Annotated in this window: 4 protein-coding genes and 1 pseudogene; all 5 read left to right on the plus strand. The window is 72.3% G+C overall.

The genetic code is table 11. The features are described 5' to 3' along the window. The first annotated feature begins 24 nt into the window (after nucleotides 1–24). The 5 genes and pseudogenes from StrepF001_RS11535 (at nucleotide 25) to StrepF001_RS47535 (ending at nucleotide 22,438) form a co-directional block, all read left to right on the plus strand. Nucleotides 25–1,995, plus strand: a complete 1,971-nt coding sequence (locus StrepF001_RS11535) for an AMP-binding protein (protein ID WP_165396227.1) — start codon at nucleotides 25–27, stop codon at nucleotides 1,993–1,995. Next, a complete protein-coding gene (locus tag StrepF001_RS11540; protein ID WP_129798172.1) occupies nucleotides 1,917–4,052 on the plus strand; it encodes a condensation domain-containing protein in 2,136 nt (711 codons plus the stop codon). The genes StrepF001_RS11535 and StrepF001_RS11540 overlap by 79 nt, the downstream gene beginning before the upstream one ends. Next, nucleotides 4,049–8,617: a non-ribosomal peptide synthetase gene (locus StrepF001_RS11545; protein ID WP_240797395.1), complete on the plus strand. Its 4,569-nt coding sequence runs from the start codon at nucleotides 4,049–4,051 to the stop codon at nucleotides 8,615–8,617. Before StrepF001_RS11540 ends, StrepF001_RS11545 begins: the two co-directional genes overlap by 4 nt. A gap of 115 nt (nucleotides 8,618–8,732) precedes the next feature. Next, nucleotides 8,733–20,231, plus strand: a pseudogene (locus tag StrepF001_RS11550) (amino acid adenylation domain-containing protein); the annotation flags it as partial. Between the two features lie 128 nt (nucleotides 20,232–20,359). After that, nucleotides 20,360–22,438: a condensation domain-containing protein gene (locus StrepF001_RS47535; protein WP_129798174.1), complete on the plus strand. Its 2,079-nt coding sequence runs from the start codon at nucleotides 20,360–20,362 to the stop codon at nucleotides 22,436–22,438. Nucleotides 22,439–22,493: the final 55 nt, after the last annotated feature.

The raw sequence follows: 22,493 nt of genomic DNA on the forward strand, positions 1-22,493 counted from the left end.
GGTGGCGGGGATTTGGTGCTGCCGGTGGATCGTGTGCGGCCGGCGGTGCCGTCGTTCGAGGGGCGTGTGGTGCCGGTGGAGGTGGTTCCGGCGGTGCATGCGGGGTTGGTGGAGGTGGCCGGGCGGGGCCGGGCGACGATGTTCATGGTGGTGCATGCGGCGGTGTGTGTGCTGCTGGCGCGGATGGGTGCGGGCCGTGATGTGGTGGTGGGCACGCCGGTGGCGGGGCGGTCGGATCCGGCGTTGGAGGAGCTGGTCGGGTTCTTCGTGAACACGTTGGTGTTGCGGGTGGATGTGTCGGGGGATCCGTCGTTCGCGGAGGTGGTGGAGCGGGTGCGGGCCGCGGATCTGGCGGCGTATGCGCATCAGGATGTGCCGTTCGAGCGGCTGGTGGAGGAGCTCAACCCGGTCCGCTCGCTGTCCCGCAACCCGCTGTTCCAGGTCATGCTCGCCCTGCAGAACGTCCCCGAACCCCAATGGAACCTCCCCGGCGTACACGTACGTCCCGCGACATTCCTGCGGGAGGCCGCGGCCAGGCTCGACCTGTCGGTGTCCCTGACGGAGAAGCGTGACCAGAACGGCGCTCCGGCCGGTCTCACCGGCGACATCCTGTACGCCACGGACCTGTTCGACGAAGGAACCGTCCAGGCGCTGGCGCGGCGTCTGGCGGGCGTGCTGGAGCAGGTCGCCGCCGATCCCGGCCTGAGGCTCAGCGACATCGACGTCCTGACCGACGACGAGCGGACCCGCCTGACCACGGACTGGAACGACACCGCGACGACCACGCCCGACGCACTCGTGCCCGACCTCTTCACCCGCCGGGCGCGGCACTCCCCGGACACGGTTGCGATCGAGTCGGCCGAACGGTCACTGACCTACGGCGAGTTGGCCGCCGAGGCCGGTCGGCTCGCGCGGTATCTCCTCGATGCCGGAGTGGGGCCGGAGTGCCGTGTGGCGGTCGTGGTGGAGCGATCGGCGGCGATGGCCGTCGCGCTCCTCGCCGTGGCGATGTCGGGCGGCGTCTACGTGCCCGTCGACGCCGACTACCCGGCGGACCGGACGGAATATCTGCTCAGGGACTCCGCCCCGGCCGTCGTGGTGTGCGTCGCGCACACCCGGGACGTCATACCCGAGGGATACGCGGGCCGCGTAGTCGTGACCGACGACCCCGCCGAGGCCGCAACGCTGGCCGGATACCCCGGCGGCCCCATCCGCGACGACGAGCGGCCGCACCCGCTGCGGGGGGAAAACGCCGCCTACGTCATCCACACCTCCGGTTCGACGGGACGCCCCAAGGGTGTCGCGGTGCCCCATCACGGCCTGCGGAACCTCGTCGTCGAGAACACACGGCGGTACGCCCTGGACGTGGATGCCCGCGTACTGCAACTCGTTTCACCGAGCTTCGACGTCGCCATGGCCGACATCTGGCCGGTGCTGTGCGCGGGCGGCCGACTCGTCCTGGCCCCGCCGAGGCTGGCTCTGTCCGGGGACGAACTGACGGACCTGGTGCGCACCCGGCGCATCACCCACGCGGCGATACCCCCGACGTTCCTGGCCCAGATGCCGTACGACCGGCTGCCCGACCTGCGTGTGCTGATCACCGGCGGCGAGGCGCTTCCCGTGGAACTGTGCCGGCAGTGGTCCGCCGACCGTGCCATGTACCACCAGTACGGCATCACCGAGGCGACGGTCGTCTCCACTGCCGGCCGCATCGGCGACCACCACGGTCCGCTGCCCATCGGCCGTCCCGTGGCCAACACCCGGGTCTACGTCCTGGACGAGGGCCTGCGGCCGGTACCGGTCGGGGTGGCGGGCGAGCTGTACGTGGCCGGTGCCGGGCTCGCCCGGGGCTACCTGGGCGGGCGGGGCTGTCGGCCGAACGGTTCGTGGCGTGCCCGTACGCAGATGGGGAGCGCATGTACCGCACCGGGGACGTGGTGCGGTGGACCGGCGACGGCGAACTGGTCTTCGTCGGCCGCGCCGACGACCAGATGAAGATCCGCGGTCACCGCATCGAACCCGGCGAGATCGAAACCGCGCTCACGAGCTTCCCCGGCGTACGCCAGGCCGCGGTGATCATCGGGGAGGTCCGCCCCGGAGACCGCCGGCTGGTCGGATACGTGGCCGGCGACGAACACAGCGTGGACGGCCGTACGGTACGGGACACGGTCGCCGACCTGCTGCCGGAACACATGGTGCCCGCGGCGGTGGTCGTCCTCGACGCGTTGCCGCGCACCGCGAACGGCAAAGTGGACCGTGCTGCCCTGCCCGCACCCGACTTCACCGGCGCGACGACCGGCCGGACCACCTTCCGCGAGCCCCGCACGGACACCGAACGCATCCTGTGTGACCTGTTCGCCGAGATGCTGGGCCTGGAACAGGTCGGAGTCGAGGACGGCTTCTTCGAACTCGGCGGCGACTCCATCAGCTCCATGCAACTGGTCTCACGGGCCCGCCGGGCCGGACTGGTGCTCACACCACGCCAGGTTTTCGAGGAGAAGACGCCGGAACGACTCGCGGCGGTCGCCGCGGCGGCCGGGACGGGGGAACGTTCCGGCGCCGTATCCGACATGGGCGTGGGCGACGTCGCGTGGACACCCGTGATGCGGGCGTTCGGGCCACAGGCCGCCGGTGTCCGCTTCGCACAGTGGATGACCGTCGGTGCCCCCGCCGGGTTGGCGCTGGAGGTGCTGACGGCCGGTCTGACCGCCGTACTGGACACGCATGACATGCTGCGGGCACGGGCGGTGCCGGGTGAGCCCAGGTTCGTGGTGGGCGAGCCGGGCTCGGTGGATGCGGCGCCGCTGGTGTCGAGGCTGGAGGCGGGACCGGAGGATCTGGACACCCTCGCCGGACAGGCGGCCCGGGAAGCCGCGGGCCGACTGGACCCGGCCGCGGGCGTCATGGTGCGAGCGGTGTGGGTGGATGCCGGCCCGGACGCGGTGGGCCGGCTGGTGGTGGTGGCGCATCACCTGGTCGTGGACGGTGTGTCGTGGCGTGTGCTGCTGCCGGACCTCCAGGCGGCTTGCGAAGCGGTCGCCGACGGACGCGAACCGGTGCTGGACCCGGTGGCCACCTCCTTCCGCCGCTGGTCGCACCTGCTCTCCGAGCAGGCTCTCTCCTCCGAACGCGTCGCAGAACTCCCCACGTGGCAGGCCCTGTTGGGCGAACCGGAAGCACCACTGGGCGGTCGCGCCCTCGACCCCGCCGCGGACACCGCCGCCACCCTGCGGCGCCGCTCCTGGACGGTCCCGGCCCAGGAGGCGGCCGTCCTCGTGGACCAGATGCCGGCCGCGTTCCACTGCGGCGTCCGCGAGGTGCTGCTCGCCGGACTGGCGGCCGCCGTCGTGCAGTGGCGGCGGGAGACGGCCACCCGTACGCTCCTCGTGGCCGTCGAGGGGCACGGCCGCGAACCGCTCGACGGCGTCGACCTGGCACGCACGGTCGGCTGGTTCACCAGCGCACGCCCGGTCCGGCTCGACCTCACGGACAGCGAACTCGAGGACGCCGCCACGGGCGGCCCGGCCGCCGGCCACTTGCTGAAGACGGTCAAGGAACAGACGCGGACGACGCCCGGGGACGGCCTCGGCTACGAACTGCTGAGCCACCTCAACCCCGACACCGCACCGACCCTGCACGCCGCCCCCGCACCCCAGGTCGGCTTCAACTACCTCGGCAGGTTCACCGCAGCCGCAGCGGCAGGCACGGTCAACGCCTGGCAGCTGGCCGGCGAAGCGGCGGTCGGAGGCTCGGCCGACCCCGGCCTGCCGGCGATGCACGCCCTGGAAGGGCTCGCGGTCGTCCGGGACACCCCGGCCGGACCCGAACTCTCCGTCACGCTCAACTGGCCCGTCCGACTGCTCGACGAGGACGACATGGAACGGCTGGGACAGGCATGGGTACGCATGCTCGGCGGCCTGGCGGCCCACACGGCGGAGCCGACCGCCGGCGGACACACCCCGTCCGACTTCGGCCTCCTGGACCTCGAACAGGACGAGATCGAGCAATTCGAAGCCATAGCAGCAAACCTGGAGGAAGGGCTGTCCCGGTGACGTCTTCAATCGCTGCGCAGGGCTCCGCCCTGGCGGAAATGTGGCCGCTGTCACCCCTGCAGCAGGGGCTGCTGTTCCACTCCGCCTTCGACGACGACGGCCCCGACCTCTACGCCGTGCAATTCGACCTGGCCGTCGACGGACCGCTGGACGCCGACCGGTTACGCGCCTCCTGGCAGGCGCTGCTGCGCCGGCACGCGGCGCTGCGGGCGAGCTTCCAGCGCCGCAAGAACGGCCAGGCCGTGCAGCTCATCACCAGGAACGTGGGGCTGCCCTGGCGCGAGGCCGACCTGTCGGACCTGGCGGAGCCCGACCTCTTGGCACAGGCGGAGAAACTGGCCGCACAGGAGCGCGCGGAACGCATGGACCTCACGGTCCCGCCCCTGCTCCGACTCCTGCTGATCCGACTCGGCGAGCATCGGCACCGCCTCATCGTCACCTCCCACCACCTCCTCATGGACGGCTGGTCGATGCCGGTCCTGCTCGGCGAACTCTCGGCCGTGTACGAGGCAGGCGGCGATGCCTCCGGCCTGGGGCGCGCCGCCTCCTACGGGGAGTACCTGGCATGGCTGAACCGCCAGGACAAGGAGGCCGCCCGCGCCGCCTGGCGCACCGAACTCGCCGGCCTCGACGAACCCACCCTCGTGGCACCGTCGGATCGCGGAGGCGAGCCGGTCCTCTCGGCGGAGAGCTACGTGGGACTTCCCCCGGAAACCACCCGGGCGCTGGCCGACCGGGCCCGCACGCACGGCCTGACCGTGAACACCATGGTGCAGGGCGCGTGGGCGCTGGTACTGGCACGGCTTGCACGGCGTACCGACGTCGTGTTCGGCGCCACCGTCGCCGGCCGCCCCGCCGAGTTGCCCGGCGTCGAGTCGATGGTCGGCCTGCTCATCAACACCCTGCCCGTACGGGTGCCGCTGGACGGCGCCCAGCCGGTCGTCGAGATGCTGGCGCGGCTCCAGGAACGGCAGTCGCGGCTGATCGCCCACCAGCACCTCGGTCTGGCCGAGATCCAGAAGACCGCGGGGCCGGGGGCGGTCTTCGACACCCTCGTAGTGTTCGAGAACTACCCGACGCCCGATGCGGGACGCCCTGCTCCCGGCATGCCGACCTTCTCCGCCTCGGCGGGACAACAGGCGACCAACTACCCACTGACACTCGGCGTCCTGGTGACCGACCGCCTGCAGGCCCGGATCTCCTACCGACCGGACGTGTACGACCAGCAGCAGGCCGACGAGGTGGGACAGCGGTTCGTACGGGTCCTGGAGCGACTGGTGGCCGACCCGGAGACCCGGGTGGGCCACATGGATGTCCTGGAGGACGATGAGCGGTCGCAGGTGACGGTGGGCTGGAACGACACCGCGACGGCGCTGCCGGGTGTGTTGGTGCCGGAGTCGTTCGCGCAGCGTGGGGTGCTGTCGCCGGGAGTCATGGCCGTGCGGTGCGACGAAGTCGCCCTGACCTACAGGGAATTGGACGAGCGTGCCGATCGGTTGGCGCGTTACCTGGTCACCCTGGGTGTGGGGCGTGAGGTGCGGGTGGGGCTGTGTCTGCCGCGGTCGGTGGACATGGTGGTGGCGGAGTTGGCGGTGTGGAGGGCGGGTGGGGCCTTTGTTCCGCTGGATCCGGAGTATCCGGTGGACCGGTTGTTGTTCATGGTGGCCGACAGTGGTGTGCGGGTGGTGGTGGGGATCGGTGAGCGGTTCGGTGAGGTGCCGTGGGTGTCTCCCGATGACCCGGCGGTGGGGGCCATGTCGGGGGTGCCGCTGGACGTTCAGGTCGTGCCGGATCAGTTGGCGTATGTGATTTATACGTCGGGTTCGACGGGTCGGCCGAAGGGTGTGGCGGTTGCTCATGGTGGGGTGGCGAACCTGGTTGAGGCGATGCGGCCGGTGCTGGGGGTGGGGGAGGGCGTGACGGCGTTGCAGTTCGCCTCGTTCAGTTTTGATGCGGCGGTGCTGGATGTGGCGGTGACGCTGGCGTCGGGTGGCACGCTGGCGATCGCCACGAAGGAGGAACGCGCGGACACGGGTGCTCTGGCCCGGATGATCACGTCCGCCGGCGTGGAGACGGCGAGTGTGGTGCCGTCGCTGCTGGGCGTGCTGGACCCGGACACGGTGCCCGGTGTGCAGAGGTGGGTGCTGGGTGCGGAGTTGCTTACGGCAGATCTGGCGAGTCGGTGGGCGGGTCGGGCGCGGGTGGTGAACACGTACGGGCCGACCGAGGCGACGGTGATGGCCACGGCCGGTGCGGTGGATGCCGGGATCGGGGCCGGGGATGAGGCGCCGTCCATCGGGCGGCCGCTGGCGAATGTGCGGACGTTTGTGCTGGACGACTTCCTGCTGCCGGTCCCGCCGGGCGTCACGGGCGAGCTGTATGTGACAGGCCCGGGTGTGGCCCGCGGCTACGTCGGGCGTCCCGGCCAGACGGGGGAGCGGTTCGTCGCCTGCCCGTACGGCGCCGGGGAACGCATGTACCGCACAGGGGATCTGGCCCGGTGGACGGCTGAGGGCGAGTTGCGGTTCGCCGGGCGGGCGGACGCCCAGGTGAAGATCCGCGGGTTCCGGGTCGAGCTGGGTGAGGTCGAGAGGGTCTTGGCCGGGCACGAGGCCGTCGCGCAGGCGGTGGTGACGGCGCGGGATGCGGAAGGGGAGGGCGACAGGCGGCTGGTCGGGTACGTCGTTGCGGACACGCCGGGCAGGGTGGATCCGGAGGAGTTGCGGGCGTATCTGTCGGACCGGTTGCCGGAGTTCATGGTGCCGGCCGCGGTGGTCGTGCTGGAGGAGCTGCCGCTGACGGTGAACGGGAAGGCGGACCGCGCGGGGTTGCCGGCCCCTGACTTCGCCTCGCGTGTTTCCGGGCGTGCACCGCGTACACAGTCCGAGCGGGTGCTGTGCGAGTTGTTCGCCGAGGTGCTGGGCCTGGACGGGGTGGGCGTCGAGGACGGGTTCTTCGAACTCGGCGGCGACTCCATCATGTCGATGCAGCTCGCGTCCCGGGCCCGTCGCGCCGGACTGGCGCTCACACCACGCCAGGTATTCGAGGAGAAGACCCCGGAAAGGCTCGCGGCCCTGGCCGAGCCGGCCGTACCGCAGGCTGGTGCGGAAGACGTCGGTACAGGCGAGGTGGCCTGGACTCCCGCGATGCGGGCGTTGGGTGAGGACGCGATCCGTCCGGGGTTCGCCCAGTGGATGATCGTGGGCGCTCCGGCCGGCCTCGGCCTGGACGTGCTGAGCGCCGGTCTGGCTGTCGTACTGGACACGCACGACATGCTGCGCGCCCGGGCGGTGCCCGGCGAGCCCAAGCTCGTCGTGGGCGAACCGGGCTCGGTGGACGCCGCCGTGCTGGTCACCCGCGTCGAGGCGGGCTCGGCGGACCTGGAGAAGCTGGCCCGGCTGGCGGCGCACCGGCTGGACCCCGTGTCCGGCGTGAACATCCAGGCCGTCTGGGTCGATGCGGGCCCGGCTGAGACAGGTCGCCTGCTGCTCGTGGCCCACCACCTGGTAGTGGACGGCGTGTCATGGCGGGTACTCCTGCCGGACCTCCAGGCCGCCTGCGAAGCAGCAGCGGAAGGACGCGAACCGGCCCTGGACCCGCCGGGCACCTCCTTCCGCCGCTGGTCCCAACTCCTCGCCGAGCAGGCCACGTCCACCGAACGCGTCGCCGAACTCGACGCCTGGAAAACCCTCCTGGGCGCGCCCGAGGCTCCCCTCGCTGGTCGCCTCATCGATACACCCTCGGACATCGCCGCCACCCTGCGCCGCCGTTCCTGGACGGTCCCGGCGGAGCAGGCGGCGGTTGTGGTGGAGCGGGTGCCGGCGGCGTTCCACTGCGGAGTGCACGAGGTGCTGCTCGCCGGTCTCGCGGCCGCGGTCGTGCACTGGCGGGGGAATGCGGACGGCAGTCTCCTGGTGGAGGTCGAGGGGCATGGTCGTGAGCCGGTGGAGGGGGTGGATCTGTCGCGCACGGTGGGCTGGTTCACCAGCTCGCATCCGGTGCGGCTGGAGGTGCCCGCTGGTCAGTTGGACGACGCTATGGCGGGTGGGCCGGCCGCGGGTAGCTTGGTGAAGGCGGTCAAGGAGCAGATACGGGCGATACCCGGGGACGGCCTCGGTTACGACCTGCTGCGCCACCTCAACCCCGAAACGGCACCGGCCCTGGAATCCGCTCCTGCGCCGCAGGTCGGCTTCAACTACCTGGGCAGGTTCACCGCGGGCGGCCCCGCGGGCCCGGTCAGCCCCTGGCAGCCGACGGGCATGATCGGCGCTTCGGGGCACGAGGTGAGGCCCGCACGCCATGTGCTGGAAGCCGGTGCCGTGGTCCAGGACACCTCGGCCGGACCCGAGTTGACGATCGTCCTGACCTGGGCGGGACGGCTGCTGGGGGAGGCCGAGGCGGAACGGGTGGGCGAGACCTGGCTGGCGATGCTGGGCGGACTGGCCGACCACGTCACCTCCCCGGACGCGGGCGGACACATCCCGTCCGACTTCCCCCTGCTCGACCTCGCGCAGGACGAGGTCGACGAGTTCGAGACCGACTTCACCGACCACAACCGCCTCTGACCGGCTGTTCCCCCCGAAACGCCCGGCCCGTCGTCACCCGTCCCCCACCGGCCCGACTCCTGACCCGCCGCTCGAGCACGTCGTCGTCGCAAGACCGCTGTGAGGAGACCGAACGATGACCCGATCCCTCGTCGAGGACATCTGGCCGCTGTCGCCGTTGCAGGAGGGACTGCTGTTCCACGCCTCCTTCGACGACCGCGGACCGGACGTCTACCAGGGACAGCGGATGCTCGAACTGGTCGGGCCGCTGGACACGGGCCGGCTGCGACGGACGTGGGAGGCGCTACTGGCCCGGCACAGCGCGCTGCGCGCCGGTTTCCGCGGCCGCAAGTCGGGTGAGGCGGTGCAGGTCATCGCCCGGCGAGTGGCGCTGCCGTGGCGGGAGGAGGATCTCTCCGGTCTGGCGGAGCCCGAGGCATCGGTCGAGGTGAAACGATTGGCTGCGCGGGAGCGGGCGGAGCGGTTCGACCCGGCGGTCCCGCCGCTCGTCCGACTGCTGCTCGTCCGGCTGGCCGACGAACGGCACCGGCTCGTCGTCACCAGCCACCACCTGGTCATGGACGGCTGGTCCCTCGCGGTGCTGTTCAACGAGTTCATCGCGGTGTACGGGGCGCACGGCGCCCCGAGCGCCCTGCCGCGGACCACCCCCTACCGTGACTACCTGGCCTGGCTGAACCGCCAGGACAAGGAGGCTGCGCGCGCCGCCTGGCGGTCGGAGCTCGCCGGAGCCGACGAACCGACCCTCGTCGCACCGGCCGAGCCGGACCGCACACCGGTGTCCCCGGAAAGCCTGATCACCCGCCTCTCCCCAGAACTCACCGCCGGAATATCCCAGTTGGCCCGCAGCCAGGGGCTGACGGTGAACACCGTGGTGCAGGGCGCCTGGGCACTGCTGCTGGCGCGGCTGTCCGGTCGTACGGACGTCGTGTTCGGCGCCACCGCGGCGGGCCGACCCACCGACCTGCCCGGAGCGGAGTCCATGATCGGGCTCTTCATCAACACTCTGCCGGTACGGGTACGGCTGGACGGCACACGGCGCGTGAACGAGCTGCTCGCCGACCTCCAGGAACGGCAGTCCGTCCTCATGGCGCACCAGCACCTCGGGTTGTCGGAGATCCAGCGGCTCGCCGGACCCGGGGCGGTCTTCGACACGATCGTCGTGTACGAGAACTATCCGCGCCCGCCCGAGGAGCCGCCCGCCCCCGACGTGTTCGCCGTCCGGTTCCTCGAGGGCGACGAGGCCGCGCACTACCCGTTCACGCTCGTCGTCGCGCCCGAAGGCGCACGCATGGCCGTCAAACTCGACTACCGGCCCGACCTGTTCGACGAGGAGCAGGCCGCCCACGTGGTCGGGTGGCTGGTGCGGGTGCTGGAGCAACTCGTGGCGACACCGTCGATGCCGGTGGGCGCGGTGGACGTACTGGACGCCGCAGAGCGGGCGCTGGTGCTGGAGGAGTGGAACGCCACGGAGGTACCGGTGCCGGGCGCGTCGGTGCCGGAACTGATTGCTCACCGGGCGCGACGCTCGCCCGACGCGGTGTCGGTCGAGGACGGTGAACGCGTCCTTACCTATGCGGAGTTGGACGAGGCCTCGGGAAGGCTCGCCGCATATCTGACCGCGATCGGCGTGCGGCGGGGCGACCGGGTCGCGGTGGTGATGGAGCGGTCGGCGGAGCTGCTGGTCGCGCTGCTGGGCGTGTGGCGGACAGGCGCTGCCTACGTACCCGTGGACACCGACTACCCGGCCGAGCGGGTGGCCTTCCTGCTGGCGGACTCCGCGCCAACCGCGGTGTTGTGCACCGGGCGGACCCGCCGGAGCGTTCCCGACGGGACGGCACGTGTGGTGGAACTGGACGACGCAGAGGTGGTGGCCGAGCTCGCGGAGCGTGCCGCGGAGGTGCCGACGGCTGCGCTGAGCGCGGACGATGCGGCGTACGTGATGTACACGTCCGGATCGACAGGCGTGCCCAAGGGCGTGGCGGTTCCGCACGGCGCTGTGGCCGGGCTGGTCGGGGACGCGGGCTGGTCGCTGGGGACGGACGACGCGGTGCTGATGCATGCACCCCATGCCTTCGACGTCTGCCTGTACGAGGTGTGGGCCCCCCTGGTAGCGGGTGGGCGTGTGGTCGTGGCCGGGCCGGGCACGGCGGACGCGCCGCGGATCCGGGAGGCCGCCGCCGGTGGAGTCACGGCGGTCCATGTCACGGCGGGCTTGTTCCGGGTGTTGGCGGAAGAGTCGCCGGAGTGCTTCGCCGGTCTGCGCGAGGTGCTGACCGGTGGCGATGTGGTGCCGGCCGGGGCGGTGGCACGGGTGCGGGAAGCGTGCCCGGAGCTGGTCGTGCGGCACTTGTACGGGCCGACCGAGGTGACTCTGTGCGCGACGTGGCATGTGCTGACACCGGGTGCGGCGGGTGGTGAGGTGCTGCCGATCGGGCGTCCGTTGGGGAACCGGCGGGTGTATGTGCTGGATCCCTTCCTGAGGCCGGTTCCGCCGGGAGTGATGGGTGAGCTGTATGTGGCCGGCAGTGGCTTGGCGCGCGGGTATCTGGGGCGGGCGGGGCTGACGGGGGAGCGGTTTGTGGCCTGCCCGTGGGGTGCGGGTGGGCGGATGTACCGGACGGGCGACCTGGCCCGGTGGACGGCTGAGGGTGAGTTGCTGTTCACGGGGCGGGCGGATGCGCAGGTGAAGGTGCGCGGGTTTCGGGTCGAGCTGGGTGAGGTCGAGACGGTCTTGGCCGGGCACGAGGCCGTCGCGCAGGCGGTGGTGACGGCGCGGGATGCGGAAGGGGAGGGCGACAGGCGGCTGGTCGGATACGTCGTCCCGGAGACGCAGGGTGAAGTCGACTCGGAGGAGTTGCGGGCGTATCTGTCGGACCGGTTGCCGGAGTTCATGGTGCCGGCCGCGGTGATCGTACTGGAGGAGCTGCCGCTGACGGTGAACGGGAAGGTGGACCGCGCGGGGTTGCCCGCGCCCGACTTCGCCTCGCGTGTTTCCGGGCGTGCACCGCGTACACAGTCCGAGCGGGTGCTGTGCAAGTTGTTCGCCGAGGTGCTGGGCCTGGACCGGGTGGGCGTCGAGGACGGGTTCTTCGAACTCGGCGGCGACTCCATCATGTCGATGCAGCTCGCGTCCCGGGCCCGTCGCGCCGGACTGGCGCTCACACCACGCCAGGTGTTCGAGGAGAAGACCCCGGAAAGGCTCGCCGCCGTGGCGCGGCCCGCCGGAAAGGCGGCGGCGACCGCCGACGTGGGCGTCGGCGAGGTGGCCTGGACTCCGGCGATGCGGGCGTTGGGTGAGGACGCGATCCGTCCGGGGTTCGCCCAGTGGATGATCGTGGGCGCTCCGGCCGGCCTCGGCCTGGAAGCACTGACGGCGGGCCTGGCTGCCGTACTGGACACGCACGACATGCTGCGCGCCCGGGCAGTGCCCGGCGAGCCCAAGCTCGTCGTGGGCGAACCGGGCTCGGTGGACGCCGCCGCGCTGGTCACCCGCGTCGAGGCGGGCTCGGCGGACCTGGAGAAGCTGGCCCGGCAGGTGGCGCACCGACTGGACCCCGTGTCCGGCGTCAACATCCAGGCCGTCTGGGTCGACGCGGGCCCGGCTGAGACAGGCCGCCTGCTGCTCGTGGCCCACCACCTCGTGGTCGACGGCGTGTCATGGCGGGTACTCCTGCCGGACCTCCAGGCCGCCTGCGAAGCGATGGCCGACAGCCGCCAACCGGCCCTGGACCCGCCGACCACCTCCTTCCGCCGCTGGTCCCAACTCCTCGCCGAGCAGGCCACGTCCGCCGCGCGAGTCGCCGAACTCGACGCCTGGAAAGCACTGCTCGGCGAACCAGAACCCCTCATCGGCGGCCGCGCTCTCGACCCCACCGTCGACACCGCCGCCACACTGCGCCAGCAGACCTGGGTCGTACCGCCCCGCCACACGTCCACCCTGCTCGGCCGTACCACGACGGCGTTCCACTGCGGCATGGAAGACATCCTGTTGGCAGCGCTGGCCGGCGCCGTCACACACGGCCGACAAGGAACAGCCACCGCACTCCTCGTCGACGTGGAGGGGCACGGTCGGGACACCGTCGCCGACGCAGACCTCTCCCGTACCGTCGGCTGGTTCACCAGCTCCCGCCCCGTGCGCCTGGATGCCGCCGGCGTCGACCTGGACGACGTGCGGGCGGGCGGGCACGCTGCGGGCGCCCTGCTGAAGGCGGTCAAGGAGCAGATATGGGCGGTACCCGGGGACGGCCTCGGTCACGACCTGCTGCGTCATCTCAACCCCGAAACGGCGCCGGACCTGCAAGCCGCTCCCGCACCGCAGATCGGCTTCAACTACCTGGGGCGCTTCGGAGCCCCGGCCCCCACCACGGCCTCCGTAGGCCCGTGGCAGTCGGCGGGCGATACGGCGCTGGGCGGAACGGTCGCCCCGGACATGCGGCTGCCGCACTCCCTGGAGGCGAACGCCACGGTCAGGGACACACCGCAAGGGCCCGAGCTGGAGGTCAGGCTGAGCTGGCCGGCCGGCGTGCTGACGGACACCGAGGCGGAACGGCTGGGTGACACATGGCTGGCGATGCTGGGCGGACTGGCCGAGCACACCGACATCCCCGACGCCGGCGGCCACACACCCTCCGACTTCCCCATGGTGCCCGCCCTGACGCAGGAGAGCGTGGACCAGCTCCGGGCCGCCGTGCCCGGGCTGACGGACATCTGGCCGCTGTCCCCGTTGCAGGAAGGCATGCTGTTCCACGCCACCTTCGACGAGGACGGCCCCGACGTCTACCAGAGTCAACGGGTCCTCGCCCTCGACGGCCCCCTGGACGCGGGCAGGTTGCGCGCCTCGTGGGAGGCGTTGGTCGCCCGTCACGAAGCGCTGCGGGCGGGCTTCCACCGGCTCGCCTCGGGCGAGGCCGTGCAGGTCGTCGTGCGGGACGCGGTGCTGCCGTGGCGTGAGGCCGACCTGTCCGACCGTACCGAGGACAGTGCCCGCACCGAGCTGGAGCGGCTGGCCGCCGAGGAGCGGGCCGCGCGCATCGACATCACCACGCCCCCGCTGCTGCGGATGCTGTTGGTCCGGCTGGCCGACGAGCGGCACCGTCTGGTCCTCACCAGTCACCACATGGTCGCCGACGGCTGGTCGACGCCGATCATGTTCAACGAGGTGTCCGCCGTGTACCAGGCGGGCGCAGACGCCTTTGCCCTGGGGCGCGCCGCGTCGTACGGGGAGTACCTGGCGTGGCTGAACCGCCAGGACAGGGAAGCCGCGCGCGCTGCCTGGCGTACGGAACTCGCCGGCCTCGACGAGCCGACCCTCGTGTCGAGTGCCGACCTCATGGACCGGGCGCAGGTCGCGGCCGAGGAGCGCGCGATGGAACTCTCCGGAACCACCACGCGGGCACTGACCGACCTCGCGCGGAGCCGGGGCCTGACCCTGAACACCCTGGTGCAGGGCGCATGGGCGCTGGTGCTGGCGCGACTGGCCCGGCGTACGGACGTCGTGTTCGGCGCCACCGTCGCCGGCCGTCCCGCGGAGATATCCGGCATCGAGTCCATGGTCGGCCTGTTCATCAACACGCTGCCCGTGCGGGTGCGGCTCGATCCCCGGCAGCCGATGACGGAGATGCTCGCCGCGCTGCAGCAAAACCAGTCCGAACTGATGCCCCACCAGCACGTGGGCCTGACGGATGTCCAGGCCGTCGCGGGAGCCGGCGCCGGCTTCGACACGATGCTGATGTTCGAGAACTACCCGAAGAACACCACCGCCCTGTCCGGCCCCGAGGGTGAGCACATCGGCTTCGCGATGGCCCAGATGAACACCCAGGCCGGTACCCACTACCCGCTGGCGGTGAGCGTCGTCCCCGACGTACGGCTCCAGGTGCGGGTGACCTACCGGCCGGACGTGTTCGACCGGCAGGATGCCGTCCGGGTGGGCCGCCGACTCGTGCGCGTCCTGGAACAACTGGCGGTCGACCCCGAGGTCCCCGTGGGCCTCGTCGACGTCCTGGACGACGGTGAGCGGTCGCGGGTGACCGGCGCCTGGAACGACACCGGGACGGCCGCGCCGGATGCGCTGGTGCCGGAGTCGTTCGCCCGCTGGGCGCGGCGGTCACCGGCCGCGGTGGCGGTGCGCTGCGGAGAGACCGTGCTGACGTACGGGGAGCTGGAGCAGCGTGCCGATCGGTTGGCGCGTTACCTGGTCACCCTTGGCGTAGGGCGTGAGGTGCGGGTGGGGCTGTGTCTGCCGCGGTCGGTGGACATGATCGTCGCGGAGTTGGCGGTGTGGAAGGCCGGTGGGGCCTTCGTACCGCTGGATCCGGAGTATCCGGCGGATCGGCTGGCTTTCATGGTCGCGGACAGCGACGTCCGTGTGGTGGTGGGCAGTGGTGTGCCGTTCGGAGGGGTGCCGTGGGTGTCCCCTGACGATCCTGAGGTGTCCGCCCACTCGGTCGAGCCGCTGGGTGTGCAGGTGGCCCCCGATCAGCTGGCATATGTGATCTACACGTCCGGTTCGACGGGGCGGCCCAAGGGCGTGGCGGTTGCTCACGGCGGTGTCGCGAACCTGGTGGAGGCCATGCGGCCGGTCCTGGGTGTGGACGAGGGCGTGACGGCGCTGCAGTTCGCCTCGTTCAGCTTCGACGCCGCGGTGCTGGACGTGGCCGTGACCCTGGCCTCCGGCGGCACGCTGGCCATCGCCACCAAGGACGACCGCAACGCACCGGAATCCCTGTCAGGGATGATCCGTTCGGCCGAGGTCGGGACGGCGAGCGTCGTGCCGTCCCTGCTGGGCGTGCTGGATCCGGACGCGGTGCCCGGTGTGGCGACCTGGGTGCTGGGAGCCGAGCTGCTCACGGCGGGCCTGGCGAGCCGTTGGGCGGGCCGGTCGCGGCTGTGGAACACCTACGGGCCGACCGAAGCGACGGTCATGGCGACCGCGGGTCCGGTGGACGCGCGGATCGGGGCCGAGGACGAGGCGCCGCCGATCGGGCGTCCGCTGGCGAACGTACGGACGTTCGTTCTGGACGACTTCCTGCGTCCGGTCCCACCGGGCGTCACGGGCGAGTTGTATGTGGCCGGTCCGGGTGTGGCCCGCGGTTATGTCGGACGGCCCGGTCAGACGGGGGAGCGGTTCGTCGCCTGCCCGTACGGCGCCGGGGAACGCATGTACCGCACAGGGGATCTGGCCCGGTGGAGGGCGGGCGGTGAGCTGCAGTTCGCGGGACGGGCGGACGCACAGGTGAAGGTGCGCGGGTTCCGGGTCGAGCTGGGTGAGATCGAGGCCGCGCTGGCCGGACACGAGGCCGTCGCGCAGGCCGTGGTGACGGCGCGGGACGCGGAGAACGGCGACAGGCGGCTGGTCGGGTACGTCGTCGCGGACGGGCAGCGCGAGATGCACCCGGAGGAGCTGCGGGCGTATCTGTCGGGCCGTCTGCCCGAGTTCATGGTGCCGGCAGCCGTCCTGGTGCTGGACGAACTGCCGCTGACCCCCAACGGCAAGGTGGACCGGTCCGCACTGCCCGACCCCGACTTCGCCTCGCGCACCTCCGGCCGTGAACCGCGTACACAGTCCGAGCGGGTGTTGTGCGAGCTGTTCGCCGAAGTGCTGGGCCTGGAACGGGTCGGCGTGGACGACAGTTTCTTCCGCCTCGGCGGCGACTCCATCAGCTCGATGCAGCTCGCTTCGCGCGCCCGCCGGGCCGGACTCGCACTGACCCCACGTCAGGTCTTCGAGCAGAAGACGCCGGAACGGCTCGCGGCCGTGGCGGAACCGGCGGGACGACGCACCGGACCGCAGGATGTCGGAACCGGTGAGGTTGCCTGGACTCCCGCGATGCTGGCGATGGGTGAGGACGCGGTACGCCCGGGCTTCGCGCAGTGGATGACGGTGGGGGCGCCGGCCGGGCTCGGCCCGGACGTGCTGACGGCCGGTCTGAGGGCCGTACTGGACACCCACGACATGCTGCGGGTGCGTGCGCTGCCCGACGAGCGGAAGCTCGTGGTCGGTGAGCGGGGATCCGTGGACGCCGCCGCACTGGTCTCCCGCGTCACGGCCGAGGCGGCGGACGTGGACCGGCTGGCCCGCGAGGCGGCGGGCCGACTGGACCCGGTGGCGGGTGTGAACGTGCAGGTGGTGTGGGTGGACGCGGGCCCGGACGAGGTGGGCCGCCTGGTCGTGGTGGTGCACCACCTGGTTGTCGACGGGGTCTCCTGGCGGGTGCTGATCCCGGACCTCCAGGCGGCCTGCGAGGCGGTCGCCGACGGGCGCGAGCCGGTCCCGGACCCGGTCGGCACGTCCTTCCGGCGCTGGTCGCATCTGCTGTCCGAGCAGGCGAGCGCCGAGGAACGCGTCGCCGAACTCGACACCTGGACAACCCTGCTGGGCGAACCGGAAGCCCCCCTCGGCAAGCGCCCCCTCGACCCCGCCGTGGACACCGCCCGCACCCTGCGCCGCCGGACATGGACCCTCCCCCCGGAGCACGCGGCGATCCTCGTGGGCCGCACCCCGGACGCGTTCCACTGCGGGGTGGACGAGGTGCTGCTCGCCGGTCTCGCGGGCGCCGTGTCGCACTGGCGCCGGGATGCCGAGGGCGCCTCGCACCTCTTGGTGGACGTCGAGGGGCACGGGCGCGAACCGCTGGGCGACGGCGTGGACCTGTCCCGCACGGTCGGCTGGTTCACCAGCTCCCACCCCGTCCGGCTGGACGTGACCGGAACCGACCTGCCGCAGGCGTCGATGGGCGGCCCGGCCGCCGGCAGACTCCTGAAGGCGGTCAAGGAGCAGGTACGGGCGGTGCCCGAAGACGGGCTCGGCTACGACCTGCTGTGCCATCTCAACCCCGACACGGCCCCCGTCCTGCAGGCCGCGCCCACCGCCCAGGTCGGCTTCAACTACCTGGGCCGGTTCGGGGGCCAGGGGCCCGGCGGCGGCCAGGTCGCCGCGTGGCAGCCGGCCGGTGCGTCGGCCCTCGGCGGCTCGGTCGACCCGGACCTGCCCGCCGGTCACACGCTGGAGGCGGGAGCGGTCGTCCGGGACACCGCCGACGGGCCCGAACTGACGATCATCCTCAGCTGGCCGGACCGGCTGCTGGACGAGGCAGACGCCGAGCGGCTGGGCCGGGACTGGCTGGCCGTGCTCGGCGGCCTGGCCGACCACACCACGTCCCCCGGCGCGGGCGGACACACCCCCTCCGACTTCCCGCTGCTCGCGCTGACCCAGGACGGCGTGGACGAGACAGAGGCCGCCGTGCCGGCACCGGAGCAGGTGTGGCCGCTGTCCCCGCTGCAGGAGGGCATGCTGTTCCACGCCTCCTTCGACGACGGCGGCCCCGACCTCTACCAGGGGCAGCGGATGCTCGCCCTGGACGGGCCGCTGGACGTGCGGTGCCTGCGCGCGGCCTGGGACGCGGTGCTGCGCAGGCACCCCGTGCTGCGGGCCGGCTTCCACCGGCTGGCGTCGGGCCAGGCCGTGCAGGTCGTCGTCAAGGACCCGGTACTGCCGTGGCGCGAGGCCGACCTGTCCGACCGTACGGAGGACGACGCCCTCGCCGAACTGCGACGGCTGGCCGCCGAGGAACAGGCGCAACGGATCGACGTCACGCGGGCGCCGCTGCTGCGGCTGTTGCTGGTCCGGCTCGCCGAGAACCACCACCGCCTGGTCCTCACCAGCCACCACATCGTCATGGACGGCTGGTCGCTGCCGATCCTGATCGACGACCTGTCGGCGGCGTACACGGCTCGCGCGACGGACGGTGGGGACGCCGACGAGGTCCTGACGCCGGCCGTCTCCTACGGGGACTACCTGGCGTGGCTGAACCGGCAGGACAAGGAGGCCGCGCGTGCCGCGTGGCGGGCGGAACTCACCGGCCTGGACGAGGCCACGCTCGTGGTGCCCGCGGACTTTGGCGCCGAGGCCGTGGTGCCGGACCGGGTGCGGTTCGAGTTCACGGAGGAACTCTCCAGCGCGGTCACGGAACTGGCCCGTGGGCACGGGCTGACGGTGAACACGGTGGTGCAGGGCGCGTGGGCGCTGCTGCTGGCGCGGCTGACCGGCCGTACGGACGTCGTGTTCGGTACCACGGTGGCGGGCCGGCCCACCGACGTGCCGGGTGTGGAGTCGGCGATCGGCCTGTTCATCAACACCGTGCCGGTGCGGGTGCCGCTCGACCCCGGACGACCGGTCGCGGACCTGCTCGCCGACGTCCAGGCACGCCAGGTCGGCCTGCTGGGTCACCAGCACCTGGGGCTTGCGGAGATCCAGCGACTCGCGGGATCCGGTGCCGCCTTCGACACACTGGTCGTGTACGAGAACTACCCCCACGCGCCCGCCGAAGCCCCCGACCCGGACACGCTCTCGATCCGTCCGATCGGCGCCCCCGACGACATGGGCCACTACCCCCTGACCTTCGTCGTGTCGCCCGGCGACCGCATACGCGGCGACTTCGTCCACCGGCCGGACGTATTCGACCGCGACCGGGCCGACACCATGATCGCCGCCCTTGTGCGGGTGCTGGAACAGATGGCGGCCGACCCCTCGCTGCCGGTCGGCCGGGTGGAGGCCGTGGACACGGCCGGCCGCGATCTGGTGCTGCGTGAGTGGAACCGGGCCGGAGCGGCGGCCGAGGCCGTGCCGCTGCCCGGACTGTTCGCACGGCAGGCGCGCCGCACACCGGACGCGGCGGCTGTCGTGTCCGGTGAACGGACCCTGACCTACGCGGAGTTGGCGGAGCACGCCGGACGGCTCGCCCGGTACCTGATCGCCCGTGGGGTCGGGCCGGAGCGTCGGGTCGCGGTCATGACGGAACGGTCGGTGTCCACCGCGGTCGCTCTGCTCGCGGTATCGACGGCGGGCGGGGTGTTCGTGCCCGTCGACGCGGACTATCCGGCGGAGCGGATCGCCCACGTGCTGCGGGACTCCGACCCGGACCTGGTGCTGTGCACCACGCGGACGCTGGGGTCCGTCCCCGAGGGAACGGCGGCCCCCCGGCCCACGGTGCTGGACGACCCGGCGGTGGCCGAAGCGGTGGCCGCGTGTTCCGGCGGGCCGGTCGGGGACGCAGAGCGGCCGGTGCCGCTGCGGGCGGGCAACGCCGCCTACGTCATCTACACCTCCGGTTCGACGGGACACCCCAAGGGCGTCGTGGTCAGCCACGCGGGGCTGGGGAACCTGGCACGGGCGCAGATCGAGCGGTTCGCCGTACGGGACGACTCGCGGGTGCTGCAGTTCGCGTCCCTCAGCTTCGACGCCGCCGTGTCGGAGCTGTGCATGGCCCTGCTGTCGGGCGGCTCTTTGGCGGTGGCGCGCCCGGAGGAGCTGCCGCCGCGGACAACGCTCGGGGAGGCTGTGCGTCAGGCGCGGGCCACCCACATCACCGTGCCGCCGAGCGTGCTCGGCGCGGAGGAGACGCTGCCGGGCGTACTGCAGACCCTGGTCGTGGCGGGCGAGGCCTGCCCGGTGGGGCTGGTGGACCGGTGGTCGGCGGGGCGGCGGATGGTCAACGCGTACGGGCCGACGGAGACGACGGTCTGCGCGGCGATGAGCACCCTCTCGCGCCAGGCCGCGACCAGGTGCCCATCGGCCGCCGATGGCCGGTGTCCGGGGGTACGTCCTCGACGGGTTCCTGCTGCCCGTGCCGGTCGGGTGGCCGGTGAACTGTACGTGGCCGGTGCCGGGCTCGCCCGGGCTACCTGGGGCGGGCGGGGCTGTCGGCCGAACGGTTCGTGGCCTGCCCGTACGCCCACGGACAGCGCATGTACCGCACCGGAGACGTGGTGCGGTGGACCGCCGACGGCGAGCTGGTCTTCGTCGGCCGCGCCGACGACCAGGTCAAGATCCGCGGCCACCGCATCGAACCCGGCGAGGTCGCATCGGTTCTGGCCGCCCACCCCGAGGTGGCGCAGACGGTCGTCGTCGCGCAGGGGGACCGGCCCGGTGAGAGCCACCTGGTCGCGTACGTCGTCGCCGGCGCCGGTCCGGAGGAGCTGCGGGCCCATCTGTCGGCGCGGCTGCCGGAATACATGGTGCCCACGGCGTTCGTCCTCCTGGACCGGCTGCCGCTGACCCCCAACGGCAAGGTGGACCGGGCGGCGCTGCCCGCCCCCGACTTCGCCGCCCGTGTGTCGGGTCGTGAGCCGCGTACGGAGACCGAGCGGGTGCTGTGCGAGCTGTTCGCCGAGGTGCTGGGCCTGGACCGGGTGGGCGTCGAGGACGGGTTCTTCGAACTCGGCGGCGACTCCATCATGTCGATGCAGCTCGCGTCCAAGGCACGCCGGGCAGGGCTGGCCCTGACCCCACGTCAGGTGTTCGAGGAGAAGACACCGGAACGGCTGGCCGAGGTGGCCCGGCCCACCACGACGGGCGCCGAGGTGGCCGACGTGGGCGTCGGCGAGGTGGCCTGGACGCCCGTGATGCACGCGCTGGGGAAGCGGGTCGTCGGCACCGGGTTCGCCCAATGGGTGGTCCTGGGTGCGCCGGCCGGCCTCGGCCTGGAGGTGCTGACGGCGGGCCTGGCTGTCGTACTGGACACGCACGACATGCTGCGGGCGCGGGCGGTTCCCGGTGCGCCGAAGCTCGTGGTGGGTGTGCCGGGCTCGGTGGACGCCGCCGCGCTGGTCTCCCGGGTCGAGGCGGGACCGGCGGACGTGGAACAGGTGGCCCGAGAGGCCGTGACACGCCTCGACCCGTCCGCAGGGGTGAACGTGCAGGCGGTGTGGGTGGATGCGGGGCCGGACGAGGCCGGCCGGCTGGTGCTGGTGGCGCACCACCTCGTGGTGGACGGCGTGTCGTGGCGGGTGCTCCTGCCGGACCTCCGGGCGGCCTGCGAGGCGGTCGCCGAGGGACGGGAGCCGGTGCTGGACCCGGTGGGTACCTCCTTCCGCCGCTGGTCGCACCTGCTCTCCGAGCAGGCGGTCTCCGAGGACCGAGTGGCCGAACTCGAAGCCTGGCAAGCCCTGTTGGGCGAACCGGAACCGCCCCTGGGCGGTCGTGCCCTCGACCCGGACGTGGACACCGCACCCACCCTCCTGCACCGCTCCTGGACGGTTCCGGCGGAGCAGGCGGCGGTTGTGGTGGAGCGGATCCCGGCGGCGTTCCACTGCGGAGTGCACGAGGTGCTGCTCGCCGGTCTCGCGGCCGCGGTCGTGCACTGGCGGGGGAATGCGGACGGCAGTCTCCTGGTGGAGGTCGAGGGGCATGGTCGTGAGCCGGTGGAGGGGGTGGATCTGTCGCGCACGGTGGGCTGGTTCACCAGCTCGCATCCGGTGCGGCTGGAGGTGCCCGCTGGTCAGTTGGACGACGCTATGGCGGGTGGGCCGGCCGCGGGTAGCTTGGTGAAGGCGGTCAAGGAGCAGATACGGGCGATACCCGGGGACGGCCTCGGTTACGACCTGCTGCGCCACCTCAACCCCGAAACGGCACCGGCCCTGGAATCCGCTCCTGCGCCGCAGGTCGGCTTCAACTACCTGGGCCGGTTCACCACCGGCCACAGCACAGGCCCCGCCGGGCCCTGGCAGCCGACCGGAGGGGTCAGCGGCTCGGTGGACCCGGATCTGCCGGTGACCCACTCCGTGGCGGCGGCCGCGGTCGTCCGGGACGCCGTGGACGGGCCCGAACTGGAGATCACGCTGAGCTGGGCCGGACGGCTGCTGGGGGAGGCCGACGCCGAGCGGCTGGGCGAGACCTGGCTGGCGATGCTGGGCGGCCTGGCCGACCACACCACGTCCCCGGACGCGGGCGGGCACACCCCGTCCGACTTCCCCTTGCTCGACCTCGCACAGCACCAGATCGAGGAGCTCGAAGCGGCGTTCGGCCGGGGACACCGTTCCCGCTAGGCCGGACAGGGACACCGTCCCCGCTGGGCAGCACTGTTGCCGCACCAACCGTGGT

Origin of the sequence: Streptomyces sp. F001, from assembly GCF_004187715.1 — a bacterium.
GTDB lineage: Bacteria > Actinomycetota > Actinomycetes > Streptomycetales > Streptomycetaceae > Streptomyces > Streptomyces flavusporus.

What these genes read in the sequence shown, in the direction of transcription:
- StrepF001_RS11540 (WP_129798172.1), top strand. Translation starts at nt 1,917, where the DNA reads ATGTACCGCACCGGGGACGTGGTGCGGTGGACCGGCGACGGCGAACTG.
- StrepF001_RS47535 (WP_129798174.1), top strand. Translation starts at nt 20,360, where the DNA reads ATGTACCGCACCGGAGACGTGGTGCGGTGGACCGCCGACGGCGAGCTG.